Source organism: Gluconobacter kanchanaburiensis NBRC 103587 (assembly GCF_007988905.1).
GTDB classification, from domain to species: domain Bacteria; phylum Pseudomonadota; class Alphaproteobacteria; order Acetobacterales; family Acetobacteraceae; genus Gluconobacter; species Gluconobacter kanchanaburiensis.
This window is the reverse complement of record NZ_BJVA01000002.1, coordinates 153,352-170,322: the sequence shown is the minus strand read 5'-3', so window position 1 is coordinate 170,322 and position 16,971 is coordinate 153,352. Positions and strand designations below refer to the sequence as shown.

At 60.7% G+C, this 16,971-nt stretch carries 11 protein-coding genes; 8 read left to right on the top strand and 3 right to left on the bottom strand.

Features of this window, described 5'->3' with window-relative positions; translation table 11 throughout:
* Positions 1-4 precede the first annotated feature (4 nt).
* Positions 5-760, top strand: a complete 756-nt coding sequence (locus GKA01_RS02405) for an SDR family oxidoreductase (RefSeq protein ID WP_371859241.1) — start codon at positions 5-7, stop codon at positions 758-760.
* Positions 761-764: 4 nt separating this feature from the next.
* On the opposite strand, the gene GKA01_RS02400 is transcribed toward GKA01_RS02405, so the two are convergent.
* Both GKA01_RS02400 and GKA01_RS02395 read right to left on the bottom strand, forming a co-directional pair.
* A complete protein-coding gene (locus GKA01_RS02400) occupies positions 765-1,331 on the bottom strand; it encodes a chorismate--pyruvate lyase family protein (protein ID WP_228119847.1) in 567 nt (188 codons plus the stop codon).
* A complete protein-coding gene (locus GKA01_RS02395; RefSeq protein WP_146858863.1) occupies positions 1,312-1,638 on the bottom strand; it encodes a TIGR02300 family protein in 327 nt (108 codons plus the stop codon). Before GKA01_RS02395 ends, GKA01_RS02400 begins: the two co-directional genes overlap by 20 nt.
* Before the next feature lie 173 nt (positions 1,639-1,811).
* Here GKA01_RS02395 and aroA point away from each other — a divergent pair, with 173 nt between their 5' ends.
* From aroA to GKA01_RS02365, 6 genes are all read left to right on the top strand, one after another.
* Positions 1,812-3,140: a 3-phosphoshikimate 1-carboxyvinyltransferase gene (gene aroA, locus GKA01_RS02390; protein ID WP_146858861.1), complete on the top strand. Its 1,329-nt coding sequence runs from the start codon at positions 1,812-1,814 to the stop codon at positions 3,138-3,140.
* Positions 3,137-3,778, top strand: a complete 642-nt coding sequence (gene cmk / locus GKA01_RS02385) for a (d)CMP kinase (protein ID WP_146858859.1) — start codon at positions 3,137-3,139, stop codon at positions 3,776-3,778. The genes aroA and cmk overlap by 4 nt, the downstream gene beginning before the upstream one ends.
* 253 nt (positions 3,779-4,031) lie before the next feature.
* Positions 4,032-5,744: a 30S ribosomal protein S1 gene (gene rpsA / locus GKA01_RS02380; RefSeq protein ID WP_146858857.1), complete on the top strand. Its 1,713-nt coding sequence runs from the start codon at positions 4,032-4,034 to the stop codon at positions 5,742-5,744.
* 233 nt (positions 5,745-5,977) lie between these two features.
* Positions 5,978-9,325 carry a glycosyltransferase family protein gene (locus tag GKA01_RS02375; protein WP_146858854.1) on the top strand — a complete coding sequence of 1,116 codons (3,348 nt, stop codon included), beginning with the start codon at positions 5,978-5,980 and terminating at the stop codon, positions 9,323-9,325.
* 24 nt (positions 9,326-9,349) lie between these two features.
* Positions 9,350-12,340 (top strand): glycosyltransferase, encoded by a 2,991-nt coding sequence (locus tag GKA01_RS02370; RefSeq protein ID WP_146858852.1) that lies wholly within the window; start codon positions 9,350-9,352, stop codon positions 12,338-12,340.
* A 49-nt stretch (positions 12,341-12,389) separates the two neighbouring features.
* On the top strand, positions 12,390-13,418 hold the full coding sequence (locus GKA01_RS02365; RefSeq protein ID WP_146858851.1) for a CgeB family protein: 1,029 nt from the start codon (positions 12,390-12,392) through the stop codon (positions 13,416-13,418).
* Between the two features lie 111 nt (positions 13,419-13,529).
* Here the strand turns inward: GKA01_RS02365 and GKA01_RS02360 are convergent, their stop codons facing one another.
* Entirely contained in the window at positions 13,530-16,244 is a 2,715-nt protein-coding gene (locus GKA01_RS02360; protein ID WP_146858848.1) for a M16 family metallopeptidase, read from the bottom strand.
* Between the two features lie 167 nt (positions 16,245-16,411).
* On the opposite strand from GKA01_RS02360, the gene GKA01_RS02355 reads away from it, so the two are divergent.
* Positions 16,412-16,951, top strand: coding sequence for a hypothetical protein (locus GKA01_RS02355; protein WP_146858846.1), 540 nt, complete (start codon positions 16,412-16,414; stop codon positions 16,949-16,951).
* The last annotated feature ends 20 nt before the right edge of the window (positions 16,952-16,971 follow it).

Sequence of the window (16,971 nt, the reverse complement as noted above, 5' to 3'; positions counted from 1 at the left end):
AAGCATGATGCCGTTCCGGATTTCGCCGCATGTTCCCCGTGTCGCTCTGGTGACGGGCGGTGCCCGGCGCATCGGCGCGGCGCTCGTGGGCATGCTTGCGGAGCAGGGATTCGCCGTCGCCATTCATTGCCGTGATAGCAGCAGCGATGCCGAAGCGCTGCTGGCCCGGATCGGGGGCAGAGGATGCGTCCTTCAGGCGGATTTGCAGCGCGAGGACGAGGTCGAAGCGCTTCTGCCCCGTGCGCAAGCCGCGCTCGGTCCGGTGGGCATCCTCATCAACAATGCCTCTGCTTTCGTTCGCGACGAGATGGGCAGTGTGACCCGTGAAAGCTGGGACCTGCATCTGGAGAGCAACCTTCGGGCGCCTTTTGTCCTGTCGCAGGCCATGGCGCAGGCGCTCCCTGAAGGAGCAGAAGGGCTGATCCTGAACATGCTGGATCAGCGGGTATGGAACCTGACGCCGCATTTCGTCAGCTATACCGTGTCCCGCACGGGGCTGTGGACCCTGACGCAGACCATGGCGCTTGCTCTGGCGCCAAGAGTCCGGGTCAACGCCATCGGTCCCGGCCCGGTTCTGCCAGCCGCACGTCAGACGCAGGAGCATTTCGACGAGATGTGCGCCCGCACCCCTCTACGGCACGGCTCTTCTCCGGAAGAAATTGCTCATGCCGTGCTGGCCTTGTTCGCGCTTCCTTCCGTAACAGGACAGATGCTGGCGCTCGACAGCGGGCAGCATCTGAACTGGTCGCCCGCATCCTGAAGTCTTAGGGACGCAGGGCCGCGGGAAGATAATCTTCCACGACGAGGGAAATCGGTGCGTCATCGGCCCCACGCAGCAGAAGAGCACGGTTCTGCAACACGATTCCCGAATGCCGTCCCGGAAAGAGTGTTTCGAGTCTCTGCCGTCTGAAGGCTGTCTGCTGGACCACGCGCCCGAAAGGCGTGTCGGTCTGCTCCAGCAGGGTATTCATGGCGGGAGACAGCCGCTCGGGTACATACCAGTTCCAGGCGTCGGACAGGACTGTATCGCCGCAGAGCAGGCGGACGTGACGTGTCATAACCTGATGGGTTTCAGTCACGCGCAAAAGCGTCAGGATGTCTTCCGTGACCGGCCGGTCCACGCCGAGATGCTGGACCCGGATCGGGAGCGCACAGGCGGCCTGAAGTACGGCCGTGGCGCTGGGCTGGCTGTCGAGCCGGGCCCTGAACGCGCGAACGGCTGCGCTGTCCGGAGCGAAAACGCCTTCCGGATCAGTGCAGCCGCCCATCAGTGCTGCCAGAATGACAGCGTGGAAGACTCTGAGGACAACCTTAGTTGTCGTCGCGGTCATCCTTGTCGTTCGGAACTTCGATGTCGTTGCTGAGATCGTCGTCATCGTCCAGATCGTCGTCCGGAGCGATCACATCATCGTCGTCCTCGTCATCGGCGACTTCCAGATCCACGTCGTCCTCATGCTCGTTGGCCTGGGGCTTCGGATCCTTCTCTTCCGGCAGGGGAAGTTCGCTGCGCTTGAGACGGGAATCATCCGGCTGCGTTGTGCCGCATTTCGGGCACACCGCAGGGACGTGGTTCAGGTCATAGAAGCGGGCGTTGCACTCAACGCATGTCCGTTTCAGACCAAGTTCGGGTTTTGCCATTGTGCGGGAACCTGCTGATGCCTCGAATAAGGAACGCGGCCATGCCAGCTTGTGCGCGCCCTGTCAAATCCTGCAGCATGATTCCTGACGGTTTTTTGGCGCATGACTGCGCCGATGTGGCATGATTCACGAGGTGATTGACAGGTGCGGGACACCCCAGCAAGAACATCATCATGCAAGTCTCGCGCCCCCTGACCGTCTCCGCGTCCCCCAAGGGACTTTCCGGCCGCACCCGTGTTCCGGGTGACAAATCCATCAGTCATCGCTCACTGATGCTCGCCGCCCTCGCTTCCGGCCGCACGCATGTCAGTGGCCTGCTTGAGGGCGAAGATGTGCTGCGGACGGCTGACGCCATGCGCGCGCTTGGCGCGATCATTACTCGGGACGGTGCCGAGTGGATCATCGATGGCCGCGGCGTAGGAGCCCTGAATGAACCCGCAGACGTACTGGACATGGGCAATTCCGGCACGGCCGCCCGTCTGCTGTCCGGGATCCTGTCATCGCACGCCTTCAACAGTGTCATGACGGGGGACGCGTCCCTGCGTTCGCGCCCCATGCGGCGCGTGACGACCCCTCTGGCTGCCAACGGCTCGGAGTTTCTGACGCGTGAGGGCGGTCGCCTTCCCATGGCGATTCGGGGAACAGGCGAGGCGCGACCAATCGAATACCGCCTGCCGGTGGCCTCCGCGCAGGTCAAGTCCGCCATTCTGCTGGCCGGCCTGAATGCGCAGGGCACTACGATCGTGGAAGAACCCGTCGCAACCCGCGATCATACTGAAAACATGCTGCGTCATTTTGGCGTCGATGTGGACGTGTCGCGTTTCGAGGCCGGAGGACGCAGGATCACCCTGACGGGGCCGGTCAGGCTGACGGCCCGCGATGTTATCGTTCCGGGCGATCCGTCATCGGCGGCTTTCCCGATTGTTGCCGCCCTGCTGGTGCCGGGGTCGGATATCTGGATCGAAGGCGTGGGCCTCAATCCGCTGAGGACGGGGCTGTTCACGACGCTGATCGAAATGGGGGCCTCGCTCTCTATCGAAAACGAGCGCGTGGAAGGGGGCGAGCCTGTTGGGGATCTGCACGTCCGTCACAGCCAGCTCAAAGCGGTGGAGGTTCCGCCGGAGCGTGCGCCGTCCATGATCGACGAATACCCGGTCCTCGCTGTGGCCTGCGCTTTCGCGGAGGGCTCGTCCCGTCTTCGGGGGCTGGAGGAGCTGCGCGTGAAGGAAAGTGACCGTCTGGCGTCCACTGTCGCCCTGCTGAACGTGAACGGCGCGGAGACCGAAGTGATCGGAGATGATCTCATCGTGAAAGGCTCTCATGCGCCCCTCGGCGGCGGAACGGTCGAAACCCATATGGATCACCGTCTTGCCATGAGCGCCGTGGTGCTGGGTCTGGCAGCTGCAAAGCCCGTGAAGGTGGACGACACGGCCTTCATCGAAACCAGCTTCCCCGGTTTCGTGGACCTGATGAACGCTTTGGGTGCGGGGCTGACGGCGTGACGGCTCGCCCACTCGTCATCGCCGTTGACGGGCCTGCGGCGGCAGGGAAAGGCACCCTTGCCAAAGCCCTGGCCGCGAAACTGGGCCTTCCCTATCTCGATACCGGCCTGCTGTATCGTGCTGTCGCCCGCCGAGTGGTGAATGCCGGGCTGGACCCGGCTGGCGATGCCTCCAGCGAAGCGCAGGCCCTGCAACAGGAAGACCTGGCCCGCACGGATCTGCGTGTTCCCGAGATTGATCGTGGTGCTTCTCTCGTGGCGGCGCAGCCCGCGGTGAGGGCCGCGCTTCTGGAACGTCAGCGGGTCTTCGCGTCCGAAACCGGCGCGGTCGTGGACGGACGCGATATCGGAACCGTCGTTTTTCCGGACGCCGATGTGAAGTTCTTCATCACGGCCTCTCCGCGCACCCGCGCTTTGCGTCGCCACCATCAGGTGACGGACGGGACTCCGCTAGACGGTAAGGCTCTGGAGGCTGCGGTCGCGGAAATCGTGGCGCGGGACGAACGTGACTCAACGCGCGAAACGGCGCCTTTGGTTCAGGCGGCGGATGCGGTCCTGATCGAGACGGACAGCCTGTCCGCCGCTGAGGTCCTTGATAAGGCGTGCGAAATCGTGGCCCTGCGTCGGCCGCGAGGCTGAACTGCCGCCGGAGCGCCTGAAAAACGGCTTTTTTTATTGACATCGCGCCCCCGCACGGTGTTGGTGCACCGTATCGCCCGCCCCGAAGGGGAGGGGGATGGTCCGTCCCGCGTCTGGCAGGCGGATCGAACAGCCAATAACCCGATCTGACCGTTCATCGGCAGCGGGGAGACGTCGGATTCTTCATGAATCTGGCGCAGACGTGGATATCTGCTCCGCCTGCGGAACGGGCATCCGGGAATATCGTATCTACATGGCTTCAGCCACTCAGACCCCCACGACCGAGCGCGCTCACGAAGATTTTGCAGCTCTCCTCGACGAGACCCTGGGCCGCGACACCGGCTTTGACGGCTCCGTCGTCACGGGCCGCGTCGTCCGCCTGACCGATGAATTTGCCATCGTCGATGTTGGCCTCAAGAGCGAAGGCCGCGTTTCCCTTAAGGAATTCGGCCCCGTCGGCGTTGCCCCGGATGTGAAGCCGGGCGACGTTGTCGAGCTTTATGTCGAGCGTTACGAAGACCGTGACGGCTCCATCGTCCTGTCGCGCGAGAAGGCTCGCCGCGAAGAGGCATGGACCGCTCTGGAGCGTGCATTCGCCAACAACCAGCGCGTCAACGGCACGATCTATGGTCGCGTCAAGGGCGGCTTCACGGTTGATCTCGGCGGCGCCATGGCGTTCCTTCCGGGCAGCCAGGTCGACATCCGTCCGGTTCGTGACGTCGGACCCCTGATGGGCCAGCCGCAGCCGTTCCAGATCCTGAAGATGGACCGCGCCCGTGGCAACATCGTTGTTTCGCGTCGTGCCGTTCTCGAAGAGACCCGTGCGGAACAGCGTTCCGAGCTGATTCAGGGCCTGAAGGAAGGCATGATCCTCGACGGCGTCGTCAAGAACATCACCGATTACGGTGCGTTCGTTGACCTTGGCGGCGTTGACGGCCTCCTGCATGTCACTGACATCGCCTGGAAGCGCATCAACCACCCGTCCGAAGCCCTGCAGATCGGTCAGCCGGTTCGCGTGCAGGTCATCCGCTTCAACCCGGACACGCAGCGTATCTCCCTCGGCATGAAGCAGCTTGAAGCTGATCCGTGGGAAAACGTCGCCATCAAGTATCCGGCTGGTGCACGCTTCACGGGCCGCGTCACGAACATCACCGACTACGGTGCATTCGTGGAGCTGGAGCCGGGCGTCGAAGGTCTGGTACACGTTTCCGAGATGTCCTGGACGAAGAAGAACGTCCATCCGGGCAAGATCGTCGCTACTTCGCAGGAAGTCGACGTCATGGTTCTGGATGTGGACAGCTCCAAGCGCCGCATCTCCCTCGGTCTCAAGCAGGTTCAGCGCAACCCGTGGGAGCAGTTCGAGGAAGAGCACAAGGTCGGTTCGATCATCGAAGGCGAGATCCGCAACATCACCGAATTCGGTCTGTTCGTTGGTCTTTCCGCAGACATCGACGGCATGGTTCACATGTCCGACCTGTCCTGGGACGAGCCGGGCGAAGCAGCCATGGCGCACTACGAGAAGGGCCAGGTCGTCAAGGCCAAGGTTCTCGATGTGGATCCCGAGAAGGAGCGCATCTCCCTGGGCATCAAGCAGCTTCAGGAAGATCCGGCAGCTGACACGCTGTCCCGCGTTCAGAAGGGCGCTGTCGTTACCTGCGTCGTGACCGCTGTCCAGAGCAACGGCATCGAAGTGAAGGTGGACGACGTCCTGACCGGCTTCATCCGTCGCGCCGAGCTGGCCCGCGACAAGGCCGAGCAGCGTCCGGAGCGTTTCGCTGTTGGTGAGAAGGTTGATGCCAAGGTCGTCTCCGTTGACCGCGCATCGCGCAAGCTGGCCCTGACGATCCGTGGCCGCGAGGTCGAGGAAGACAAGGCTGCGATCAACGAGTACGGGTCTTCTGACTCGGGTGCGTCCCTGGGCGATATCCTTGGTGCCGCCATCCGCCGTCGTAACACGGACGCCTGAGCTTTTGCTTCGGTGGGCGGAGGGAACGGAAGCTCCTTCGGCTAGATATGAAAAGGGTCGCTTCGGCGACCCTTTTTTTGTTTGACGTTAATCTTTCACGATGGGCTTTTGATATTTCAAGTCATCAGCTACAAAATATGCGGGATATTAATGTCATCGACAGGATGCATGTCCCGGGAAGAAAACGGCGGTCCAGTTAGAAATGGGAGTGGGCGTCCGCGCCCAGGAGATTGATGGCGGTCATTTACAATACGAATTATACCCACAATCCCAATTCCTATCTGACGCTAGCCGTCCAGAGGGCGGCTCAGACGCTCTTCGGCAAGGAGCAGGTCGTTGTCGCTGACAACATGAGCCTGGCAGGCATCGCAGCCGCTGGCGAGCATGACGTTCTGATCTGCCTGGACGCCCAGAGAATCAACCTGCCGCTGATTCGTCGCGTGCGCCCTGCCTTCAAGACCATGGTTCTCTGGACGTTCGAAGATCCGTTCATGCGGGATTTCAACGTCGAGAATGCTGAACTCTTCGACTACGTCTTCACCAACGATCCCTCTTGCGCCGAGCACTATCACGGCAAGGGGCATTATCTCCCGCTCGCCGCCAGTCCGTCGATTCATGAGCGCAGCGTTCTTCCTGCCGCCGAGCTGGAATATGATATTTTCTTCGCTGGAACGATGTGGCCGAATCGGGTCCATACCCTGCGCAAGGTCATCGCTGCATTTCCCGATGCCCGGCTGAAGCTTGTTTGCCCCACAAATGAGTTCTTGCCGCCCCTTCCGGCAGATCTGGCTGCGTTAGCCATCCAGCGCCCGATCAGCCACGAAGCCTTCATCGATTTTGCGAATGTCAGCGCCGTCACCCTGACGATGTTCCGCGACTATGCCAGTCATGGAGATGTCAGTCAGGCGACCGCACCGGGACCGCGCTTTTTCGAACTGGCACTCGCGGGTGCGGCACAGGTCGTGGAGGCGCCGGAAAGCATGGGGGCCGAGCATTTCGAGACCGTAAATGGCATTGCCCTTGCGCGTGACGCCAATCAGGTCGTGGACGCCATCGCTAAGCTTCTCCAGCAGAAGGGGGCGCGTCGCACCGCGGCACTGGCTGCTCAGAAGTCTGTCCTGTCCCAGCATCTCTATGAGCACAGGCTCCAGAAGATGCGTGACATTACGGGTGCAGATTTCGGACGTCACGCCGAGCCGCCTGCTCCGCTGCGCCGCCGTCGGCGACTGCGGGTTCTGATGTGCACGCACTCCACTATCCATGAACAGGCATGGGGTGGCGTGGAAGTCTACCAGCAGGGTCTGTGCACACTTCTGTCGCGGGATGTGGAATATTTCTACTGGCTGCGTCGCGGCAATTTCTGCCGCCTCACGACGGCCAACGGGCAGGAGCTTGAACGTTTCGACGTGCCGGAAGTGGGTTGGCAGGATGCTCTGTGCGATTCGCCCGAGGAAATGTCGTTTTCGAGCGTTATCAGCCAGTACAATATCGACATCGTTCATTTCCAGCATCTGGGTCATCATGCGCTGTCCCTGCCCATCATTGCGAAGGCTAATGGTGCGGGCGTCATTTTCTCAGCCCATGATTTCTGGCTGCTCTCGGCCCGCTACAACCTGCTCAACCATGAACTCCGTTACGTCGAAGACGAGGTGCGCTCCGTTCTCGCTGCCGACATCACGCTCAAGGCGTCGGAAAACGTTGATCACGGCGGCGAGCAGACCCGACGCGCCTTCGTGGCCAAGATGCTGCATTCCGTTGATGCCATCCTGTTTGGCACGGTCCATTCGCGGGATCTGACGCACGAGATCTATCCGGTTCTCGATACCAAGCGCAGTCTGGTGATGGGGATCCCGAGCCCGGACAACACTGTCCCGGTTCTGATGAAGCCTTACGAGCCGCTGGGGGACCGTCCGCTGGGCGTCGCCATTGTCGGGAACTTCCTGCGGACCAAAGGCGCCGATACGATTCTGAACCTGATCGATATCGCCCACCCGGATCATTTCGTCTTTCATATTTTTGGATATGTGCATCCGGAATATGAAGCCGTTCTGACCGCCACCCCGCGTCCGAATGTCAAGATCTATGGCCGTTACGATATGGGTGATATCGAGGCGCTGAAGGTCGCAGATGTTGCACTCAACCTTTCCATCTGGCCCGAGACCTACTGCATCTCCCTGTCAGAAGCCTGGCAGAACGGACTGATCCCCATCGTGACCGATGTGGGAGCACTGGGGGATCGCGTTGAGGACGGCGTCAACGGCTTCAAGGTACCCATCAGCCGTCCGAGCATGGTGCTTGAGCGTCTGGAACTGCTGCGCTCCTCCGAACCGCTCCGCCGTACCATCATGCAGAACATCACGCCGGCGCTCTGGACGCATGCCCGGGATTACGCTGACGAACTGCTCAGCCTCTATCACCATATGGCGCCCCGCCGGGAAATGGGCGTGTCGGAACTCCGCCTTGACGCCGGGCAGGTCCATTTGCTTCCGCATGCGTCCTGGCGCCATCAGGCTCCGCCGCGTCATATTTTCGATCCGCCGACCGCTCGCGACCTGTCTGTCGAAATGCCGGTTCCCGTTACCGACTGGTTCTCGGTTCAAGGCGCGGAATGCTACATTGACGACATCTGCCATCATGTCTTTTCCGATATCGAGGAAGAGCCGTTCCTGGGCGCGCCGGAATTCCATATTCGCGGCTGGATGATCCTTCCGGGCATCAGCTCCGCGGGGCAGATGTTTGCGGTGTTGCTGGGCGACGATGCTGACAGCGCCATGATCTTCCTTGAATGCCAGCGTGAGATCCGTGCGGATATTGCGGAGCTTTTCGGCAATGCACCTCGTCGTGCCGGTTTCTCCGGCAAGGTTGCTCTGCGCGGTAAATGGTGTGAAGGGCGTTTCCGGATCGGCCTGATCAACGTGATCAACGGTCAGGGCGCGTTCCAGCTCACGCCTATGCAGATCGAGGTCGAAGGCGGTAAGATTCACAAGATCATCCGCTCTGCACCGTCCAACGATACCGTCCTCTCCGATTTCCGGCGCGTGTCCCACAGTGATGGTCTGATGCGCGGTATCAAGCTGTCCGGGATCGGTAAGCATCAGATGCATCCCTATACGGCCGGAAGCCTCGATTACTACATTGATGGCTTTAGTGGCCTGATTGGTGATCCCCCATCCGAACTGCAGCCGGACGGGGCTCTGTCGGTTCGTGGCTGGATGTTCTTCCGGAACTTGTCCCGTGCGGGACAGATTTATGGTGGCCTGGTTTCGGAAAGCCGTGATGACATCGTCTTCTTTGCGATGGAGCGCGTCTCACGCATGGATGTCGGCACAGTGCATCGCGATGCACCTCTGTGTGTGGGGTTCAGCGGTCAGTTCATGCCGCTTGAAGGCTATGCGCGGCCGCTGGATGGCGTCTACCGCTTCGTTCTCGTCAACGTGGTGGGAGATGTTTTCGGGTCGCGGATGACGGATATTTCCGTGACGTTCGACAACGGCGCAGTCCTGTCCGTGGAGCATGCGGAGGTCCAATCCCGGAACATCGAACGGGCAGAGCGCCTGCTTGCGGAAAAAGTCGTTTCCTGACCCGCAGGCGGGAGGTTTGCCCTGATGTCCGATGGTGTTTCAAGGCCTGTGAGGGAAAACCGCGAGCCTCGGTGGTCCCGCTTCGATACCCAGTGGTATCTGTTGCGGTACCCCGAGGTGCGGGACTGGATGCGGGAGGAAGGGCAGGAAGACCCGTATGCGTTCTACCTGCAGACGGGCCAGCGCTACGGACATTCTCCCAACCGCTACTTTGATGAAATGTGGTATCGGGACGCCCATAAGGATGTGCGTCAGGGCCTGATCCGCGAGGACTGGGCGTCGGGGTTCGAACATTACATGGCGACGGGGTACAAAACCCATTCGCCGCACTGGCTGTTCGACGAACCCGGCTATCGCCGCCGCTACCCCGAGCTGACCCAGCGTTTCTTCAACGAAAACGGTTTTCGTAATGGCTACGATCACTACCTTGAAACCGGGGAAAGCCATTACTATCGCGGGCATCACTTTTTTGATGAGGAACTCTGCCGCGAACTGTCCCTGACATTTCCCGACCATTTTGACAGCCGGATCGGCCTGTTCAGCTCGTGGCTCGGCCTGCCGGCGCATGTCGCCGATGCGGGGCGCGTATCATGGTATTTCGATCCGGTCTGGTATCTGACGCGGTATCCGGAAGTCAGGCAGGAGATCGCCGCAGGTCAGTATTCGAGCGCCCTGCATCACTACCTGACGAACGAGACGCCGAGGCTCTTCGATCCGCAGGAATTTTTCTCCGAGCAATATTACGCCCAGTCCAGTCCCGACATGGTGCCGTCTCTGGAGAATGGCTATTTCCGAAACGGGTACGATCATTTCGTGCGCTATGGTGCGCAGGAAGGCCGTATCCCCCAGGAAGGGGTCGATCTGGCAGCGCATCTGGCGCAGACACAGGTCCGTAACGACGTCCGCAATCGCTTGTATGACAGCGCTTTTGCGCATCTGGTCGCGGGCCGGACGGGGCTGGGCGAAGGACGGATGGCTGCTCTTGCTTCAGTTTCCGAACTGCCGGAAGAACACTCCCGGATTCTTTTCGAGCGTGAAGCCGAGGCCATTCTGCCGTCGCTGGTCCGGCATCCCCTGGATTTTACGGTCCACGGCATTCCAGAAGTCAGTGTTCTGATGGTCGTTTATGACCGGATCGCTCTGACAGCGCAGGCGCTGGCGTCCCTGCGGGCCAATTACGCCGGTGCCATCCAGCTTGTTCTGGTGGACTCGGGCTCCCACGACCAGACGCGTCACATCGGGCGCATGGTCCGTGGCGCCACGATCCTGCGATATCGGCATAACATCGGTTATCTGCAGGGGTGCAATCTTGCTCTTGAAAAGGCGGAAGCGCCTTTTGTCCTGTATCTGAACAACGATGTGCGCCTGTATCCGGATGCCATTGTCCATGCTCTCGCACGTCTGCGCTCTGATGCGGGGATCGGGGCCGTGGGCGGCAAGCTCATCCGGACCAACATGCATCTTCAGGAAGCGGGTTCGATCATCTGGCGCGATGGAGCGACCTACGGGTATCTGCGGGAAGATGACCCCAATCTGACAACAGCGAATTTTGTCCGGGACGTCGATTACTGTTCCGCTGCTTTCCTTATGGTCAGAACGGCCCTGCTGCGGCGTCTCGGGGGATACGATACCCGTTACATGCCGGCCTATTTCGAAGATGCGGATCTGTGCGTGCGCATCATTCGGGCCGGAATGCGGATCGTCTATGATCCCGGTGTGGCGATTGAGCATCTGGAGTTCGGCAGTTCGGGGGCTGCCGGTTCGCATGCCCTGATTCAGGGCAATCTCAAGACCTTTGCGCGGCTCCAGCAGGATTTCCTGCGTTACCAACAGCCTGCCCATATCCGGAACGCCGTTCTGGGACGGGAACACCGGATCAGTCAGCGCAAGAGGATCCTTTTCATTGAGGATCGTCTCCCGCTGCGTCGTCTGGGGTCGGGATATGTCCGCTCCAACGACATCATCCGTGAAATGACGGCGCTGGGATATCAGGTCACGGTTTTTCCGATCATGCGCCGTGACCAGACCGCGATTGACCTGTTTGGAGATTTTCCTGAAACGGTCGAGCTGATCGTCGATCAGGATCTGTCTGACTTTGCTGACTTTCTACAGGAACGCGTCGGCTACTACGATCTTCTGTGGATCGGCCGGACGCATAACATGGCGCGTCTGCTGCCACTCTTGAATGAGTCGAATCGCTACCTGCCAGCAGCGGGGCCGGTTCTGGATACCGAGGTGATCGCGACTCCCCGGACACTGGAGCGCATCAGGGTTCTTGGGTTGCCGGAAGCCGATATCAGTCTGGACGACATGCTTCATCAGGAACTGGACTGTGCCAGATTCTGCCAGCGTATCGTTGCGGTGACCGCTCATGATGCGGATCTTGTGCGCCGTGCGGGTTATGATCATGTCTCCGTGCTGGGACACGAGCTCTTCTCACAGCCGACCCCGGCTCCGTTTGAGGCGCGTCACAACATTCTCTTTTTCGGCGCGATCCATGATGAAGGCTCTCCCAATCATGACAGTCTGATCTGGTTCGTGGAGGACGTACTCCCGCTACTGGACCAGATGCTGCCGCCGGAAATTCATTTCACGATTGCGGGCTATGTCGGCCCCGATGTGGACATGACTGTTTTTTCCGGAAACAGCCGGGTCGAGATCATGGGGCCAGTCGGAGATCCGCGGGAACTGTTCGACCGGCATCGGGTCTTCGTGGCGCCGACCCGCTTTGCGGGGGGAATTCCTTTCAAGGTTCATGAAGCCGCCTCCTATGGTCTGCCGCAGGTGGTAACGACGCTCCTTCGCGAAGAAGTGGGTTGGGCGGACGGTATGGAGGTGCTCGCTGCACCCGCGAACGACCCTGTGGCGTTCGCGAATGCGGTGGAGCGGCTTTATCAGGACAGGGAACTGTGGGAAAATCTGCGGCAGGGGGCGCTCGGTGCGATCGAACGTGATTGCTCTCCGGTCCGGTTCCGGCAGCAACTTTCGGATATCATCAAGACCTGCATTGCATGACATGACCGGTAAAAAACGGTCAAGAAGGGTTGGGGAGAACAGGAACGTTATGGACGCAGTGAATGAAACGGCCGTGAAGCCGGCAAAAGACCGGAGCAAAAATGCCAGCCTGACCGGCCGGGTTCTTGTCTGCAGCGGAGGTAGGTACGAAAGCCAGGCCAATGCGCAGATCCGTGAATCCATTATGGATGGCTGGGCGGACTGTTTCGGTGAGGATAATGTCACGGCGGTTCATATTTCGGCCGCTGCCAGTTCCATCAGGATCCTGAAGCCGACGATCGTTTTCGCCATTGGTTCCTATCTGCCGGAAAGCACATATTTCGGTGAGGTCTGCCGTGAAGCGAAGAAGATCGGTGCCGTGACGGTCTTCTGGGCGACGGAAGATCCCTATGAGCAGGATGCGAACTACCGCATTGCTGACGATTTCGACGTGATTTTCTCCTGCGACCGCTGGGGGCACAATTTCTACCAGCGTGAGCGCGTCTTTCATCTGCCGCTGGCAGCCAGCCCGAAGCTGCATTACGGCGAAATTGATGCGAACTCGGAAAAGACGATCGACGTTCTGTTCTGCGGTGTGGCGTTCACCAACCGCAAGGACATCGTTCGCAATCTTCTCCCGGTCCTGCGGGACCTGAACATCAAGATCGTGGGACCGGGCTGGGGTGAACTGGGCATCGGGTTCTCCGATGCCCGGATCGAGAAGTCCCAGCTTGTGGAACTCTATCGCCGTTCCAAGCTGGTGCTGAACCTTGGCCGTTCGCTGAGCTTCGAGAACAAGCGTTTCATCATCGCGCCGTCCACGCCGGGACCCCGGACGTTCGAAGCCGCGCTGGCAGGGGCGTTTCAGGTTTTCCATGAGGATACGCACGAGATCCGTCGCTACTATTCCGCAGACGAGATCCCGGTGTTCTCCAACCGTGTGGATTTCGAACGGCTGGTCGGTACCTATCTTGAGAACAATGATCTGCGCGTCACGATGGCGCGCAAGGCACAGGCCCGGACGCAGTCCGAACATCTGTACAAGCATCGTATCCAGTATGCGTTGCGCGTTCTGAAGGACGAGGGGCTGATCGGCTGAAAAGCCGATTCGCTTCTGTTGGGCGAGCCCCTGATCCGGTTAGGGAAAACAGACGAAAAAAGGCCGCGGAGCAATCCGCGGCCTTTTTTGCTGGAGGTGGTTGGCGCCCTGTCAGTTCGGCTGCGGGCCCATTACGACCTGGGCAAGATCTGCCGGACGGACCCATTTGTGGAAAGCGGTCTGAACCTGCTGAGGGGTCATGTCATAAATAGCCTGGGCAGCTTTTGCCGGGCTGTCGAGCGGCAGGTCCAAAGCAATCAGGGACAGGTAGCTGCCGGCCAGAGCGGTGAAGCTTGCGCGCGACATCGGCTGGCTCCGCAGCAGGGACGCCTTGGCAAGATCAAGGCTTTCCTGTGAGACAGGTGTATTGCGCATGTCCTCGACATCCTTGACCGCAAGAGCCCGTGCCTTGCTGACCTTGTCCGGATCCGCGCCGAAGGTGATGCCGAAGCCGCTCCGGGTGCGGGAATAGTTGAAACCACTTCCTGCGCCATAAACATACCCCGTCTTGACGCGTAGATCCTGCATCAGGCGCGATGAAAAGCCATCTCCCAGAATGGTGTTGCCAACGGCGAGCGCATGGCGGTCCGGATCGGTCACTTTCATGCCCATGGTCTCAACCAGCTTGACTTCGTCCTGGGAGCGCCCGGGATCGGCGACCACGGCATGGGAGGCACGGCTGAGGGGAATTTCAGGCAGATCGACCACGGGCTTTGGTCCTGTGGCCTTCCAGCCTCCAAAGGCTTTTTCAACTTCGGCCCGTGCGGCCTCTGGCGTAATGTCGCCGACGATGACGATGGTGGTCAGGTCCGGACGATAGGCGTGGGCGTAATAGGCCTGAACGTCGGCGAGGGTCAGCTTTCCGATCGTGGCAGGGGTCGCTTCACGCAGCGTCGGATCCTGAGCGGGAACGAGCGCTTTGCGTGCCGCGCGGCCAAAACGATAGCCCGGAGACTGGAGTTCGCCGGCCTGTGCCTGCGCGGCCTGCATCTGGGTGACGCGGAAGGCTTTTTCCGGGAAAGCGGGGTTCAGCTCATGATCCGCAAGCAGGGCGAGGCCTTTGCTGAAATTCGGCGTCAGGGTGCTCAGTGAGAAGGAGGAACCGGCTTCCTCATCTGCTGACAGGTCGTCGAGTGCGCGGGCAAGCGCCAGACGGTCATGCGTTTTGCTGCCATACAGGAACATCTGCTGCGTCACATCGGCCACACCCTCCTGACCGGCGGGCTGTTCCAGATCCGCGTTCTGCCGAATGGAGCCGACCAGTTCGATCGTATGGCTCACATGCTCGGGCTGGACGAGAAGATGCAGTCCATTGGACAGTGTATAGGCGGCGGGAAGCGGCGCCGCGGCAGGGATCGTCAGGCGTGCGAGGGCCTGCTGCGCCCAGTCCGGGAGGGCCACTTTGCCGGAAGGCGGTGTGTTGAAGGATTCTGCGCCACCGAAACCTTTTTCACCCACCGGCTTGCCGGAGGCGCTAGGCGTCAGGGTCGCGCTGATGGCGTGGGCCGGGTCGAGCAGTTTCTTCGCCAGTGCATCGACCTGATCTTTCGTGACGTTGCGGAAAGCGGCCAGCATATCCTGCGGGTCGTTCAGATGCTGGATGGCGATAGCCTGGGACCAGGTTTCGGCAAGGCCGGAAATGCTGTTGGCGTTGAATTCCAGCGCCGCGATTTCCTTGCGGCGGGCCGCTTCGATCAAGTCGGCCGGAATGCCGTGGGTGCGGAAATTCTCCATGATGGCGGCGACGCTGGCCCGCACCGCGCCGGGATTGCTGCCCTTGGGAAAGCCCGCATAGACCACGCCCAGACCGGCCTGTGCGTCGGGGTCATACATGAAACCCGTATCGAGCGCCTTGCCGGACGGCACGAGGTCGAAAAGGGCGGCGCGCTGGCTGCTGATGGCATCGGCAAGCAGGGTGGTCGCGGCATAATCGGGATCACGTTGCCCCGGCATGCGCCAGGCCATCGTCACCAGTCCAATCGGGAGATCGGTATCGAGTGCGATGCTCTGTGCCTTGGCCGGGGTCGGGGAAACGATCCCGCGTGCGGGGAGGGTGGAGGCGGGAATGCTGCCGAAAGCAGCCTCGACCTTCTTCAGCGTATCCTGCGGGTCTACGTCACCGGTGATCACCAGAACGGCGTTGTTGGGCGCATACCAGGAGTCATAGAATTTTTTCAGTAGCGGGGCGGTTGTAGCGTCGAAGGACGGGCGGGTGCCGAGAGCGTCCTGCTCGTAAGGCGTTCCGGCATAGAGGGCTGCGCGGATCTGTGACAGATAGCGGTAGATCGGGCTGGACAGGTCGCGGGAAACCTCCTGTTCGATCGCCCCCTTTTCATGGGCCCATTCGGCTTCCGTGATGTTCAGGCCGCGCATGCGTCCGGCCTCGATCCGCAGAAGGACGTCCAGGTCGCTGGCCGGGGCCTTGAAGTAATATTGGGTGACGTCCGACGTCGTGTCGGCGTTGTCATTGTTGCCGAGCTGCGCGCTGATGGTGGAGAGCTGGTCGCGCGAAAGAGTTTTCGAACCGTTGAACATCATGTGTTCAAGGGCGTGCGCGGTGCCAGGAAAACCCTTGGGCGCGTTCACCGAGCCGGTCTCATAATTCAGCATGGTCTGCACGACCGGAGCGAGCGTATCACGCACCACGATCACCCGCAGACCGTTGGAGAGCGTCGCCCGTGTCACTGTCGCTGTAGCCGCGCTGGCGACCGCTTCGGGTGTGGCGGCGGCGTGGGCCTCCGCGAGCACCGGCGGCGCCAGCATGGAGGCCGCCAGCAGGGAAGCGGTCAGCAGGGAAGGGCGCGACAGACGGGAGAGTGCGGACATGAAGCGGAGACTTTCCAGTGGAAAACGTGATGTCGTCGCAAGTAAACCGTCTGTAACGGCCGCTGTCCAGCATCGGCCTCTCACGGCTGCTCTCTGGACGCACATCCGGCGTTTCATGAAGAAAAAAATATGTGCAGAGCAGCGGAGGGCTGGCTAGACTTCCCGCAATGACCCTATCCCAAACTCTTGTCCGGATGGATGACTGGCTGATCGATCATCTGTTCCAGTCCGTGGCCGACCGGTTGCCCGAACGCCTGACGGCTTTGCATCTTGGTCTGAGTTGTCAGCTTGGGGCGCTGATGCTGAACGGTCTTTCGCTCCTGCTGCCAGTTCTGTTGTTCGGCGCCACGCTCGGGACGATGATTGACGGCATCCTGATCTGGGGCGTCAGTCTGGCCTTCTTTCTTGGGATGCGCCGCTCCGCGCCGATGGTGCGCCCCGGAATGCTCAACCCGCTCCGCCCCATGCTGCGGGCGATGCGGCTGCTCTCCGTTGGTTTTCTGGCTTATCAGTTCTTCCGGAACATGGGCGCCCCGGCAGGCGCCTTCTGGCTGATCGATCAGTTGAACACGATCTCCATGATCCTGTTCTCCGTGGGGCTTTATCTCGTGGCCTGTCAGCCGCACCCGCCTCGTCAGCGCATGGCGGGCCGTCGTGGGACTGTTATCGAAGGTGTATGGAGTGCCGGGGGACGGATCGGGTCCTGATGGCCCGTCACGTCGTCGGG